The following is a 13,202-nucleotide window of genomic DNA, read 5'->3' as shown; positions in this document are numbered from 1 at the left end:
AGGGAAAGACCCTCGGGGTGCACGGTTCGATTAGAACGAGTGCTGGATACCTGCGTACACGCCGCTTTGCTGGCGGCCTTGCAGCGGGTTGTCCGTTGCAGCGGCGAAGCCCGCATTGTTCGCGTTCAGACCGAAGTTAGCATTACGGCTGTTGCGCACCGTCGCTGCCTGCAGGTCGAGCAGCGTGCGCTTCGACAGGTTGTACGAACCGCCGACCGTGTAGATCGTCGCATTGCCCGCGCCGTGGTTGCCGTTCACGTGGTAGACAGCCGCGATCAGCGCTGCAGCCGGCGTTGCCTGCCACGTTACACCGCCCCATTCGTGATCGAGCGTGGTCGGCTGACCGGGCAGAACGCCCGTTGCGCTTGCCGAACGGACTGCCTGGTAGGCGGCCTGAATCTTGAACTGGCCGAGGAACACGTTCAGCAGAGCCGAGTATTCGCGCGATGCCGCAAATACGCCGTTGCCCGTGTTAGCCGTATTGATGCCGTTGTTGGCAACCGGGCCACCCCACAACTGGCCGTTTGCCGGGTTGCGGATTTCGTCGTACAGACCGCGGATCTGGAACAGCGAGCTCGTGTAGGTGATCTGCGCGCCAGCTTCGCGACCTTGTGCGGTCGAGCCATTGCCGTTCCAGTTCGTCGCATTCGACAGCGCGTACTGGCCGTAGAAGTCAAAGCCTGCGATCTTCGGCGACTGGTACGCGAAGTTGTTGCTCGACTGCGGCCAGTTGCGACCACGCACGAGCGATGCCGACGACCAGTTGGACTGACCGAACGGGTCGAAGTCCCACACGCCGTTCGAGATGAACAGCATGCGGCCCATCGTGAACGTACCGTACTGGTTGTTCGAAATACCGACCGTTGCCCAGCGATTGAAGAGACCGCCGCCGCCAGGACCCGCGCCCGTCATCGTGTTGAACGAGCCTTCCAACTGGAACAGAATCTTGTTGCCGGCGCCGATGTCCTCGACACCCTTCATGCCCCACAGGCTGGTACCCCAGTCACCGCTTTCCGCCTTGAAACGGTTCGAGCTGGTGTTGGCCGCGCCGTTCGCATTAGCGCCGGTCGGGACGCCCGACATGTACTCGAGGCCTGCATCCAGGCGGCCATACAGTGTGACGCTGCTCTGAGCGTGGGCAACAACGCCGGCCGACATCAGCGCAGCGGCGAGCAAAGCTTTCTTCATCTTCTCCTCCATACCCTGTCAAAAAAGAAACCCAGTACTGCGAGTGGTGTTCGGACGCGATTAGCACCGAACAGGAAGCGGTACCAGGGAGAGTGGCGGGTGGATAGGGATTCTCCTGCCATGACGCGTAGCGTCGAGCTATCTTTGCGTCACGCCGATCCCCACGCCGACCGGGTTCTCCTCTGTGTTTTGAAGTGAAACTACTTTTAATCAACTTTGTTTTGCTACTTTCGTTACCAATTTATCAAAAATAACTTTGACTGGGAGAAGAAATTAGTACCGCCCACACGTGGTGTCGCCAAATTGCAATACCAATGTGAGCCGAGACTCGGGGCAGTCCCTCACGAAATCGCGCAAAGCCTTGCCTGGCAAGGGAATCGCGGCTCGCGACGGGCCGTATCAAGGATTGCCACTATTGACGAGTCAAAAGTGACAGGCTAGGGCGGAAATGCGGCTTGAATGGCCCGTTTTGTGGGATTTCGGGCGCTTTTCAGTGGGCCGAATGGCCCGAAGGAAGGAGGCAGCAAAAACGGAAAAGGCGCTCGTAAGCGCCTTGTAAAACTACATCGACTACATTTTTAATGCCATTCACATCATAAGTCGCGGGTAATTTTATTACTTGAGACTGCCCGACAGGAATTGCTTCAGACGTTCGCTCCTGGTGTTCCGGAACACTTCGTCGGGATGCCCTTCTTCCTCGACGCGCCCCTGGTGCAGGAACATCACATGGTTCGACACGTTACGCGCGAAACCCATTTCGTGCGTGACGACGATCATCGTGCGACCTTCCTCGGCGAGCTTCTGCATCACCTTCAGCACTTCGCCGACGAGTTCCGGGTCGAGCGCGGAGGTCGGTTCGTCGAACAGCATCACGTCGGGATGCATCGCCAGCGCCCGCGCAATCGCCACGCGCTGCTGCTGGCCGCCCGACAGATGCGACGGATACTGCTTCTCGAGACGCGGCGCGAGACCGACCTTCTCCAGATACTCGCGCGCGCGATCCTCGGCTTCCTTGCGTTTCAGACCCAGTACGTGCACCGGCGCCTCGATGATGTTCTCGAGCACGTTCATGTGCGACCACAGGTTGAAGTGCTGGAACACCATCGACAGCTTCGTGCGCACGCGCTGCAACTGCTTCGGGTCCGACACGCGCAACGCGCCGTCCCTGGCGGTCTGCGTGCGCACTTCCTCGCCGTCGACGAAAATGCGTCCCGCGTTCGGCTGTTCGAGAAAGTTGATGCAACGGAGCATCGTGCTCTTGCCCGAACCGGACGAACCGATCACGCTGATCACGTCGCCGGCATTGGCTTTCAGCGACACGCCCTTGAGGACTTCGTTGTCGCCGTACTTTTTGTGAAGCTCGTCGACGAAGAGCTTCTGCTTCTTGGAGTTCATCAGGATCCTTAACGAGCTTGCTTGTCCACGGACGCGCAGTTACTTGCCTTGCGGCCGCAGGTAAGCGAGCCAGCGACGCTCGGCGCGGCGGAACAGCCACACGAGCGCGAAAGAAATACACAGATACAGCAACGCGGCGATGCCGAACGCGTTGAACGACTGATACGTCGCGGAGTTCACGTCGCGTGCGATCTTCAGGATGTCCGGCACCGTGGCCGTGAACGCGACGGTGGTCGCGTGCAGCATCAGGATCACTTCGTTGCTGTAGTAGGGCAGTGCGCGGCGCAGCGCCGACGGCAGAATGACGCGGCGGTACAGCGTGAACGACGACATGCCGTACGCGCGCGCCGCTTCGATCTCGCCGTAGGGCGTCGCCTTGATCGCGCCAGCGAAGATTTCGGTGGTGTACGCGCAGGTGTTCAGCGTGAACGCGAGCAGCGTGCAATGCATGCCGTCGCGGAAGAACGCGTTGGTCAGCTCGTTGTTGCGGATGATCTCGAGGCTGTAGAGACCCGTGTAGCACAGCAGCAGCTGCACGTAGAGCGGCGTGCCGCGGAAGATATACGTGTACAGCCACACCAGGCTCGCGAGCCATTTCTTCTTCGACACGCGCGCGACCGCGAGCGGCACCGACAGACAGAAGCCCAGGCCGATCGATACGACCAGCAGCCACAACGTGATCGCGACACCGGTGAAGCGATAGCCGTCGGTGAACAGATAGTTGCGCCAGTATTGCTGAATGATCTCGATCATAGATCCGCCTTTCGCACACCGGTCGAGTAACGCTTTTCGAGGTACATCAGCACGAAGTTCGACACTGTGGTGATGACGAGATAGATCGCCCCCGCGAGCAGGGTAAAGAAGAAGAACCGCAGCGTGCCCTTGCCGGCGTCCTGCGAGGCCTTGACGACGTCGGCGAGACCGATGATCGACACGAGCGCGGTCGCCTTGACCATCACCTGCCAGTTGTTGCCGATGCCCGGCAGCGCGAAGCGCATCATCTGCGGGAACATCACGCGCGAGAACACCTGCCAGCTCGTCATGCCGTAGGCTGCGCCCGCTTCGAGCTGGCCGCGCGGCACCGCGAGAAACGCGCCGCGGAACGTCTCGGTGAAGTACGCGCCGTAGATGAAGCCGAGCACCGCGACGCCGGCCACGAACGGATCGATGTCGATCTGCTCCCAGCCGAACGCGTCGGTCAAGTTGTTTAGCCAGATCTGAATGCTATAGAAGAGCAGCAACATCAGCACGAGATCGGGCACGCCGCGCACGAGCGTCGTGTACACGGTGCCGACGCCGATCGACAGGCGGTTCTTCGACAATTTCGCCGCCGCGCCGAGCAGGCCGAGCACGAAAGCGAGCACGAGCGAAAACACCGCCAGCTTGACGGTTTGCCAGGTGCCGCTGAGAAGCAGCGGGCCGTAGCCTTGAAGGAACATAGGGGGTCCTTGACCATGCGCTTCTCGCGCACCGCGAAAGACGCGGCCCGCGTTGCGCCGCGTCAGGGACGAGCGCCTGGCTCGCCGTGACACGCGGCGCACAGCGTGCCGCTGTGCAAATCATGCCGCAGAAACGTTGGTGCTCCTGCAGCGCGCTTTTGGGACTTTCGTCTCGGATTGTTTTGAATCTACTGCCGGGTGTCGCCACCTTCGTTGCTACTTTCACGGCCGCCGGCCTGCGCCGGCTTGCTACCCAGTATCCTGCCTGTTTCGCTCAACGGTCAGAATAAATGTCGAAGTCGAAGTACTGCTTTTCGAGCTTCTTGAACGTGCCGTCCTGATGAACCTCAGCGAGCGCCTGGTTGAGCTTTCGTCCGACGCGGTGCGTTGATCCGGCGCGTTCGGTACGTGTCGGGCGCACCTCGCGCGGCTGTGGCGCGGAGCCGAAGCACGCCGCGCGCCGGTCGCGGCCGGCCCGGCGAGGCTTGCCGGCGCGGCCTGCACGTCCCGCGGGAGGTCCACGCGGCTTGAAAAGCGCGGTATTTTACCCGAACAGCGGCAAGGTGCCAGCGTGCGACGGCAGCGAGCGGCAAGACGCCGTGCAGGGCGTTGTGCGTGCGCGACGCCGGCGCGGTTTTTCGGGCGCCGGGCTGCCGGGCGCCGGGCCTCCGGGCGCCGGGATCGCAGCTTGCGCCGTGCGCGCGATTGCATGCATCGATGGAACGCTCCGGTGCGGCAGCGCACGATTGTTAAGTGGGCGCGGAGCCCCTACATTCCCGACATCGCCATGATTGACTACTTACCGGGAGACTTTCCATGATCGAGATTCGCCGCTCCGCCGAACGCGGCCATGCCAACCACGGCTGGCTCGACTCGTATCACAGCTTCTCGTTTGCCGACTACCGCGACCCGCAGCACGTGCACTTCGGGCCACTGCGCGTGATCAATGAAGACCGCATCGCGGGAGGCCAGGGTTTCGGCACGCATGGCCATCGCGACATGGAGATCGTCACTTATGTGCTCGAAGGTGCGCTCGCGCATCGCGACAGCATGGGCAACGGCTCGACGATCCGCCCCGGCGACGTGCAGCGCATGAGCGCGGGCACGGGCGTGCAGCATAGCGAGTTCAACGCGTCGCGCGACGAACCCGCGCATCTGCTGCAGATCTGGATCATTCCGCGCCGCGCGGGCGATCAGCCCGGCTATGAGGAAAAGCGCTTCGACGCCGACAGCAAGCGCGGTCGCCTGCTCGTGATCGCGTCGCCGGACGGCCGCGACGATTCGGTGACGATCCATGCCGACGCGTCGATCTACGCGGGACTGTTCGACGGCCCCGAACGTGCGACGTTCGCGTTGCCGGCGGGGCGCCTCGCCTATGTGCACGTTGCGCGTGGCACGTTGAGCGTGAACGGCACGGTGCTCGAGGCGGGCGATGCCGCCAAGCTCAGCGATGTTGACACCCTGACGCTGGAACAGGGCGACGACGCGGAAGTGCTGCTGTTCGACCTCGGTCAGTTGAACGGCTGATTCAAGCGGTTGATTCGCGCCGCGCGCGGATCAAGCAGCGAGCAGCGCCAAACAGCAACGCCACGGAAAACTTCTTCCGTGGCGTTTTTCTATCAGCGAAGCGTCCTTCCCGGCGCGCCTCGCGGATGCATCGCGCCGCTTACTGATTGGCGGCCGGCGCCGGCGCCGCGTCCTTCTGATGCTCCCAGCGCTCGCGCATCTTCTCGTGGCGCTGTTCCATCCGCGCGAAGCGCTGCTTCAGCGCCGTGCTGACGGTGGTCTTCTGCTGGTCGTTCAGGCCGTTATAGAACTTGAGCCATGCATCGGTGGTTTGCTGACGCAGTTGCGCGTCCTTCTGCTCGATCTGCTGATGCGTCGCGGCCATCGCGTTCAGATCGAGGATCGGCTGCTGCTGCGCGGCCTTGAACTGGTCGTGAACCTGCTTGTGGTTGGCGCGCATTGCTTCGCGGTTCTGCTTCATCGTATCGAGCGCGTTTTGCCACAGCTTTTCCTGATCCGCGTTCAGCTTCAGCTGATCGTGGAGTTGGGTCAGTTCCTGCATGAAGTGGCCGTGCCAGCCGCCGGGACCGCCGCGCGCATGCTCGGCGGGTTGAGCGGCATAAGCGGCGCCCACGCCGACGGCCAGAGCGGTGGCAGCAACGGCGAGAACGCGCGACATCTTTTTGGTGGACATATTAGGCTCCTTGTAATGGAATAGCCGACGATGCAACCGGTCGTGGGACTGCCTGCACTCGGTAAGCCACAGCGTAGAGAACCGCCAACGCCGCTGTGTTACGCGCCCGGACGCCGCCATTACCAGCAATTACGTGCGCCTTTCACGGTAACACCCGGTAACCCTTCAGACGGTTCGGAAAACGAAATCCCTTTTAGCTGCGCGTTAAACTTCATTCCATGGCTACTCAAATCCTGGTCGTCGACGACGACGTCGAACTGCGCGATCTGTTGCGCGACTATCTCGCCCGTCAGGGCATCGAAGTTTCGGTGCTGCACGACGCGGGCTCGCTCGAACGGCGCCTCGAGCGCGAGCGCCCCGACCTCATCGTGCTGGACCTGATGATGCCCGGCGTGGACGGCCTCACCGCGTTGCGCAAGCTGCGCGCGTCGGGCGACGATATCCCCGTCATCATGCTGACCGCGCGCGCGGACGACGTCGACCGTATCGTCGGGCTCGAACTCGGCGCGGACGACTACCTCGGCAAGCCGTTCAATCCGCGCGAACTGCTCGCGCGCGTGCAGGCGGTGCTGCGGCGGCGCCGCACGCTGCCGTCGGCGGCCGCGCCCGAGCAGCGCGAGCCGTTCAGCTTCGGTCGCTTCACGCTGGATTTCCAGTCGCGCACGCTGCATCAGGAAGACAAGCCGCTCACGCTGTCCGGCAGCGAGTTCGCGCTGCTGAAGATTTTCGTCAATCACCCCATGCGCACGCTCACACGCGAGCGCCTGCTGGAACTGCTGCACGGTCCCGAGTACGACGGCACCGACCGCGGCATCGACGTGCAGGTGTGGCGCCTGCGCCGCATTCTCGAAACCGACCCATCCACACCCCGCTTCATCCAGACGGTGCGTGGCCGCGGTTACGTGTTCGTGCCGGACGGCGAGCAGCATGCGTCGGCCCATTGATTCGCTGTTCGGGCGGCTCGCGCTGCTCGTCGTCGCGGTGCTGATGCTGTCGCATTTCGCGTGGTATGCGCTGATGCGGCTCGAACGTTCGCAACTGCAAACGCGCTACGCGGTCGAGGAAGCGACTTTTCTCGTCGACGCGGTGCGTCAGCACGTCGCCCGCACACCGGATCAACCGTTGCCATCACGCGTGAAGCTCGTCGACCCGGCAAGCCCCGACGTGCCGGCGGCCAGCAGGAACATGCCGCCGCCGCTCGCGCGTTTCGCCGACGACGTGCGCGACCGCATGCCGGCCGACACCCAGGTGCGCGTCGGTCCACCCGGCGCTCCGCCCACGCTATGGGTGCGCGCCGCGACCGATCAGAACTGGATCGTCGTGCCGGTGCAGCCGCTGCGCACGCCGCGCTCGCTCGACCGCACGGTCTTGTGGCTCGTCACTATTTTCTCGTTCGCGGTGATGGCGGCGCTGTTCGCCGCGTGGGCGCTGCAGCGGCCGCTGCGCCTGCTCGCGCAGGCGGTCGCGCGCTTCGGCCGCGGGCTGCCGGTGCCGCCGGTGCCCGAGCGCGGGCCGCGCGAGTTGCGGCAACTCACGCACGGCTTCAATCAGATGGTGCAGGAAGTCGCGCGTACCGAGAACGATCGCGCGGTGATGCTGGCCGGTGTCGCGCACGACCTGAAGACACCGCTCGCGCGTCTGCGGCTGCGCGCCGAGATGATGGACGACGCGAAGACGCGCGACGGCGTCGTGCGCGACGTCGATTCGATGACGCATATCGTCGAGCAGTTCCTGCTGTTCGCGCACGACGGCGCGGACCGCAGCGAAGCCGTGGAAGTGGATGCGCAGTGCGAGCGTGTCGTGCGCAGCTATCGGGCGGTGGCCACCGGCGCGCCGACCGTGCAGACGGAACTGAACGCCGGGCCGTCGTTTCTGCTGCCCGCGGCCACGCTCGACCGGATCCTGTCGAACCTGCTCGACAACGCGCATGCGTATGGCGCGCCGCCAGTGATCGTTGCGACCGCGCGAACACCGCAGGGCTTTACGCTATTGGTTAGCGACAACGGCAAGGGCATCGCCGCCCAGGATCTGATCAACGCGAGCCGGCCATTCGTGCGCCTCGATCCAGCGCGTGGCGGCAACGGCCATAGCGGACTGGGCCTTGCGATCGTCGAGCGACTCGTGCGGCGCGCGGGGGGCGAATGGGAAATCGGCAATCACGGCGGCTGCGGTTTGCGGGTGCTGATGAGCTTTCCGTTCGAAGTGCTGCCGCGGGTCGCGACCGCCTCGGAAAACGCCTGGTAGAAGCAGGGGGGTTGGAGTCGCGATCCGGGTTTGAGGCGTCGGCATCGCGAGCGGGGAGAGGAGCGGGAAGAGGTCAGTCCGAGAACAGCGTATTCAACGCGTTCGCGGTTTCGCTATCGACGGTATTCCACGTCACCGTTTCCGCCTCGAAAATGTAGTGCGTCGTATATTTGCCGAGGCGCGCGAGTATTTCCTCCTGAATCAGTTCCGGCGCGACCTCCAGTTTCAGATACCACGCGGTCGACGACAGACGCGTCTGGAACGCGCCGTATTCGGCGAGCAGTTGGTCGAACGCATCAGCGTCCTGATCGCGACAGACGATCACCAGATTTCCCTTCATGCGAATCTCCCGTTAGTGCGGTAGTGACAACCCGATATCAGGATTGATGATACCTGCTTCGTTGCGGGACGCCGGGCGTCGTTTGCGGCGTAGGTTGGCTGGGGCAGAGGGGGCAATGCCGTCGCACGCTGAGTGTTTCGGCGACGTCAAGCCAATTACCAGGCGTTCACCGCCGTGCGCGTGGGCGGCGCGGTATCGTCGGGCGGCAGTGCTTCGGTGCGGTCGCGGCCGCCGGTCTTCGCCGCGTACAGCGCGGTATCGGCGCGGCTCATCAGACGCTCGGGCAGATCGTCGGGCGACAGCTCGGTAATGCCGATGCTCACGCTCAGCCCCACCGAGGCCGGCAGCTTCGGCGAGGGCACCGCTTTCAACCGCAGCCGCAGACGCTCGACGACTTCGCGCCCGCCCGTCAGATCGGTGGCCGGCAGCAGCAGGCCGAACTCCTCGCCGCCGAGCCGGCCGACCGCGTCGGAGCTCCGTAGCTCGGCGCGGCACGTCTCGACGAAATGTTCGAGCGCGCGGTCCCCGGCGGCGTGGCCGAAGCGGTCGTTGATCTGCTTGAAGTGATCGAGATCGGCGATCGCCATGCACAGCGGCTCGTGGCCCGCGTGCGCGCGATCGATCGCGTGGCGTAGCAGGTCGAGGAAATAGCGCCGCGACAGCGCGCCGGTCAGCGCATCGTGCCGTGCCTCCGCCGACAGCAGCGTATTGGCCGACTGCAACTGCTCGGCGAGATCGCGTGTCGCGCGATGGTGGCGCCGCTCGCGCACGTAGGACACGGTGATCACCCACGCGAGCGCGACGGTGCCGGCCAGCGTCAGGAACACGAGCAGATGGTCGCGCTTGTGATTGCGCAACAGCTCCGGCCACGCGGCGAGCGGATCGACCAGATGCGCGGAGAGCCCCGAGTTCAGGCCGCCGCGGTTCTGATAGAGCGCTGGGGCAGGCTGTTCGACTATGCCGAATAGCTGCGCGGCGACCGACGCCGGCACCCACGGCGCCTGCTCACGCACTTGCGTGTCTTCGCGGATCAGCATGTCGGGGAACGTATCGCGGCGGTAGACGATGCGCCGATCGGCGGGGCTCATCTGCGTGACGCGCGAGTTCGGCAACGCGTGGCCTTCGAGCGTGCTGTTGTGCGCCATGATGATGACGCCGTTGTCGTCGGAGACGAAGGTGCCCGCGTGCGCGACCCAGTGGCGCAACCGCGCGATGCCGACCTTGGCGACCACCGCGCCGACCAGCAGCCCGTTCGCGTACACTGGCGCGGCGATGAAGATGCCCGGCTCGCCGCTCGCGCGACCGACGCCGTAGGCTTCGGAGAATCCGCCGAGCAACGCGTTGGTCAGATAGCCGCGCGCGCGCATGTCCACACCGACAAACGACTGCTGCGCAGCGTCAGGATTCGACATCGTACTGCTCGACGCGACGCAGATCCCGTTCGCGTTGACGATCCAGACCTGATCGAGCCCGGAGAAGCCCTGCGCCTCATGCAGGAACCTGCTGACCGCGGCCATCTGCGGATCCTTCAGCAAGGCGGCTCTCAACGCGGGTTCCGCCGCCTCGCTGTTCGCGGCATAATTCTGCGATTGCACCAGGGCACGCTGGACCACGTCCATTTCGGACATGGTCGCGGGGATGGCGCGGGACATCGCGAGGTCGCTGGCAATCACTTGCGCCATGTTGTCGACGATCGACGTGGACATTTGCCGCTGCGTGCGCAACGCCGCGTCCAGCTCTTGTTGTACCATCCGGTCCGCGACCATGCCAGCCACGAACCAGCAAACCACTACGATCAGCACGAAGCTGACCGGCCCGGTTATCTGGCGCAAGGTTGTCCCGTTCATCGACCCTCTGATCCGTCTGGCTGTGACATGCAACTTGCTCGTTCGTGGCAGCGCGCTCACGACGCTGTGTCCGTTACCTGCGTCGGCTGCGGTGTCGTCCCATCGCGAGCGACGGGCGCTTTGCCGCCGCCAGAGCCCGGGATGAACCGCTGATAAACAGGTACGTCGTTTCCAGATTTTAACCGTCGCGAGGCGCGATGCCACCGTTATTGCTGGGATGCGGCACGCATATGCCGTGCCGATCAGGTTCTTAACGGCAGCCGCGCCGCATTCTTGATAGCTGTGCTGCCTGATGGGGCGATTCAGCGATGATCGCCGATGCGACGCGCCGATGTGGCTTGCGCGCCACGCCGCCTGGCGGCTTCGCGACGTGTCACGCTGAAGTACGCGGGAGCAGGGTAGGGCGCGGCGCGACGACGTGAGCCGGGGCTTGCTGACGGCTTACGCCACGGCCTCGCGATGCCGTGTCGCAATTTGCGGCGAAAGGTTGTGCCTGAAACATAGGATGGTGTAGTGTCGTGCCGTCCAAAACGAGGAAAGCCCGCCAGCCCTCGGGCGGCGCCCGCGGCGACAGGAGTCCGGCGTGATGGTTGTGGTCGTGGGCGATGCGTCCACGAACCCGTCGATTGCCGGCTCCACGTGTCTCCAACGCTAACGATTTACCACGCACGCGCGTTTTGCCATGCCTGATTTCCGCTTTCCGGACCGACCCATAGACCGCCGCGGAGCAGCCGCGGCCTCCTTCGAGCGTTCGAATGCCTGTTTCAAGGGGGAGGGCATCTGATGGATTTCAGCTTCGACCTGAAGCGCACCGCCAATGCATCGGCATGGCGCGTGTTGCCCAACCGCTGGGACTTCGTCGCGTTCCCGCTGATCATCTGCCTGATCGCGATGGCGTCGATCGGCTTCCACGAGACGCTCGCGCCGATGTCGACGCTCAAGACACAGGCGATCTCGCTCGATCCGGCCAACCTGCCCGAGTACGCGATGCGCACCACGCTGCGCATGCTCGCGGCGATGGTCGCGTCGCTCTTTTTCACGCTGAGCTACGGCACGCTCGCCGCCAAGAGCCGCCGCGCCGGTCTCGTGCTGGTGCCGATTCTCGACATCCTGCAATCGGTGCCGGTGCTCGGCTACATCTCGTTTACGGTCACGTTCTTCCTCGCGATGTTCCCGGGTCGCGTGCTCGGCGCCGAGCTAGCCGCGATCTTCGCGATCTTCACGAGCCAGGCGTGGAACATGACGTTCAGCTTCTATCAGTCGCTGCGCACGGTGCCGCGCGATCTCGATGAAGTGTCGCGCGGCTTTCATCTGACTTCATGGCAGCGCTTCTGGAAACTCGAAGTACCGTTCTCGATGCCGGGCCTGATCTGGAACATGATGATGTCGATGTCGGGCGGCTGGTTCTTCGTCGTGGCTTCGGAAGCGATCACGGTCGGCAATCACACGATTACGCTGCCGGGCATCGGTGCCTATCTTGCGCAGGCGATCAGCGACAAGAACCTGCACGCGATCGGCTGGGTGATCCTCGCGATGACGGTCGTGATCCTCGCCTATGACCAGTTGCTGTTCCGTCCGCTCGTCGCATGGGCCGACAAGTTCCGCATGGAGACCACGAGCTCGGGCGACGCGCCTGAATCGTGGCTGCTCGACCTGATCCGCCGCACGCGGCTGATTCACCGGCTGCTCGTGCCGCTCGGCTGGATGTTCGCGCGCGCGGCTCGCGTGCGCTTTCAGCTGCCGGCGCTCAGCGCGCCGCGCTTTCAGATCCCGCAGCGCGAGAAGAACGCCAGGATCGGCGACATCATCTGGGCGACGATCGTACTGGTCGCCACGGTGTACGTGGTGTATCGCGTGTTCCTGTATGTGCGCACCGGCGTGTCGCTCGACGAGATCGGCCACGTGTTCGTGCTCGGCCTGATCACGCTGTTGCGCGTGGTCGTGCTGATCGCGATCGCTTCCGTGATCTGGGTGCCGGTCGGCGTGCTGATCGGCCTGCGCCCGGCGCTTGCCGAAAAGGTCCAGCCGCTCGCGCAGTTCCTCGCCGCGTTCCCGGCGAACCTGCTGTTCCCCGTGTTCGTGATCGCGATCGTGCGCTTCCATCTGAATCCGGACATCTGGCTGTCGCCGCTGATCGTGCTCGGCACGCAGTGGTATATCCTGTTCAACGTGATCGCCGGGGCAAGCTCGTATCCGAACGACTACCGCGAGGCGGCCAAGAATTTCCACATTCGCGGCTGGCAGTGGTGGCGTCAGGCGATGCTGCCGGGCATTTTTCCGTATTACGTGACCGGCGCGATCACCGCGTCGGGCGGCGCGTGGAACGCGAGCATCGTTGCAGAGTTCGTGCAGTGGGGCGATACCAAGGTCGCCGCGCATGGCCTCGGCGCCTATATCGCGCAGACCACCGCGGCGGGCGACTATCCGAAGATCATCGTCGGCATCGCCGTGATGTCCCTGTTCGTGACCCTGTTCAACCGTCTGCTGTGGCGTCCGATGTACGCCTACGCCGAAGGCAAGCTCCGTCTAGATTGAGAAATGAAGGCTTA

At 63.9% G+C, this 13,202-nt stretch carries 11 protein-coding genes and 1 pseudogene; 4 read left to right on the top strand and 8 right to left on the bottom strand.

The annotated features are described in order from the left end of the window. Nucleotides 1-30: 30 nt before the first annotated feature. The 5 genes and pseudogenes from F6X42_RS15920 to F6X42_RS44000 form a co-directional block, all read right to left on the bottom strand. Nucleotides 31-1,188, bottom strand: a complete 1,158-nt coding sequence (locus tag F6X42_RS15920) for a porin (protein ID WP_187635132.1) — start codon at nt 1,186-1,188, stop codon at nt 31-33. Between the two features lie 615 nt (nt 1,189-1,803). Further along, complete coding sequence (locus F6X42_RS15915) at nt 1,804-2,583, bottom strand: ABC transporter ATP-binding protein (protein ID WP_187635131.1); 780 nt, start codon at nt 2,581-2,583, stop codon at nt 1,804-1,806. A gap of 39 nt (nt 2,584-2,622) precedes the next feature. Beyond that, nucleotides 2,623-3,336, bottom strand: coding sequence for an ABC transporter permease (locus tag F6X42_RS15910; RefSeq protein WP_187635130.1), 714 nt, complete (start codon nt 3,334-3,336; stop codon nt 2,623-2,625). Further along, nucleotides 3,333-4,022, bottom strand: coding sequence for an ABC transporter permease (locus tag F6X42_RS15905; RefSeq protein ID WP_187635129.1), 690 nt, complete (start codon nt 4,020-4,022; stop codon nt 3,333-3,335). The genes F6X42_RS15910 and F6X42_RS15905 overlap by 4 nt, the downstream gene beginning before the upstream one ends. Before the next feature lie 274 nt (nt 4,023-4,296). Continuing rightward, a pseudogene (locus F6X42_RS44000) lies at nt 4,297-4,392 on the bottom strand (ABC transporter substrate-binding protein); the annotation flags it as partial. Between the two features lie 446 nt (nt 4,393-4,838). Here F6X42_RS44000 and F6X42_RS15900 point away from each other — a divergent pair. Then, nucleotides 4,839-5,549, top strand: coding sequence for a pirin family protein (locus F6X42_RS15900; protein WP_187635128.1), 711 nt, complete (start codon nt 4,839-4,841; stop codon nt 5,547-5,549). Between the two features lie 139 nt (nt 5,550-5,688). Here the strand turns inward: F6X42_RS15900 and F6X42_RS15895 are convergent, their stop codons facing one another. Continuing rightward, nucleotides 5,689-6,222 carry a Spy/CpxP family protein refolding chaperone gene (locus tag F6X42_RS15895; protein ID WP_187635127.1) on the bottom strand — a complete coding sequence of 178 codons (534 nt, stop codon included), beginning with the start codon at nt 6,220-6,222 and terminating at the stop codon, nt 5,689-5,691. Between the two features lie 218 nt (nt 6,223-6,440). On the opposite strand from F6X42_RS15895, the gene F6X42_RS15890 reads away from it, so the two are divergent. Then, complete coding sequence (locus F6X42_RS15890; protein WP_008918153.1) at nt 6,441-7,166, top strand: response regulator; 726 nt, start codon at nt 6,441-6,443, stop codon at nt 7,164-7,166. Further along, the gene (locus F6X42_RS15885) at nt 7,150-8,466 is read left to right on the top strand and encodes an ATP-binding protein (RefSeq protein ID WP_187635126.1); all 1,317 of its coding nucleotides are present in this window, start codon (nt 7,150-7,152) and stop codon (nt 8,464-8,466) included. Before F6X42_RS15890 ends, F6X42_RS15885 begins: the two co-directional genes overlap by 17 nt. Before the next feature lie 73 nt (nt 8,467-8,539). On the opposite strand, the gene F6X42_RS15880 is transcribed toward F6X42_RS15885, so the two are convergent. Further along, nucleotides 8,540-8,806 (bottom strand): double-stranded DNA-specific endonuclease, encoded by a 267-nt coding sequence (locus tag F6X42_RS15880; RefSeq protein ID WP_187635125.1) that lies wholly within the window; start codon nt 8,804-8,806, stop codon nt 8,540-8,542. A gap of 155 nt (nt 8,807-8,961) precedes the next feature. Continuing rightward, nucleotides 8,962-10,653, bottom strand: coding sequence for a sensor domain-containing diguanylate cyclase (locus F6X42_RS15875; protein WP_187635124.1), 1,692 nt, complete (start codon nt 10,651-10,653; stop codon nt 8,962-8,964). A gap of 783 nt (nt 10,654-11,436) precedes the next feature. On the opposite strand from F6X42_RS15875, the gene F6X42_RS15870 reads away from it, so the two are divergent. Next, nucleotides 11,437-13,188 (top strand): ABC transporter permease, encoded by a 1,752-nt coding sequence (locus F6X42_RS15870; protein ID WP_187635123.1) that lies wholly within the window; start codon nt 11,437-11,439, stop codon nt 13,186-13,188. Nucleotides 13,189-13,202: the final 14 nt, after the last annotated feature.

Origin of the sequence: Paraburkholderia podalyriae (assembly GCF_014397785.1) — a bacterium.
GTDB classification, from domain to species: Bacteria; Pseudomonadota; Gammaproteobacteria; order Burkholderiales; family Burkholderiaceae; genus Paraburkholderia; species Paraburkholderia podalyriae.
Note: the sequence above shows the minus strand (reverse complement) of the source record. Positions and strands in the feature narration are given on the sequence as shown.

Bases quoted from the DNA above. Each gene is read 5' to 3' on its own strand.
- F6X42_RS15910 (WP_187635130.1), bottom strand. From the start codon at position 3,336: ATGATCGAGATCATTCAGCAATACTGGCGCAACTATCTGTTCACCGAC.
- F6X42_RS15920 (WP_187635132.1), bottom strand. From the start codon at position 1,188: ATGAAGAAAGCTTTGCTCGCCGCTGCGCTGATGTCGGCCGGCGTTGTT.
- F6X42_RS15885 (WP_187635126.1), top strand. From the start codon at position 7,150: ATGCGTCGGCCCATTGATTCGCTGTTCGGGCGGCTCGCGCTGCTCGTC.
- F6X42_RS15875 (WP_187635124.1), bottom strand. From the start codon at position 10,653: ATGAACGGGACAACCTTGCGCCAGATAACCGGGCCGGTCAGCTTCGTG.
- F6X42_RS15905 (WP_187635129.1), bottom strand. From the start codon at position 4,022: ATGTTCCTTCAAGGCTACGGCCCGCTGCTTCTCAGCGGCACCTGGCAA.
- F6X42_RS15900 (WP_187635128.1), top strand. From the start codon at position 4,839: ATGATCGAGATTCGCCGCTCCGCCGAACGCGGCCATGCCAACCACGGC.
- F6X42_RS15895 (WP_187635127.1), bottom strand. From the start codon at position 6,222: ATGTCCACCAAAAAGATGTCGCGCGTTCTCGCCGTTGCTGCCACCGCT.
- F6X42_RS15870 (WP_187635123.1), top strand. From the start codon at position 11,437: ATGGATTTCAGCTTCGACCTGAAGCGCACCGCCAATGCATCGGCATGG.
- F6X42_RS15890 (WP_008918153.1), top strand. From the start codon at position 6,441: ATGGCTACTCAAATCCTGGTCGTCGACGACGACGTCGAACTGCGCGAT.
- F6X42_RS15915 (WP_187635131.1), bottom strand. From the start codon at position 2,583: ATGAACTCCAAGAAGCAGAAGCTCTTCGTCGACGAGCTTCACAAAAAG.
- F6X42_RS15880 (WP_187635125.1), bottom strand. From the start codon at position 8,806: ATGAAGGGAAATCTGGTGATCGTCTGTCGCGATCAGGACGCTGATGCG.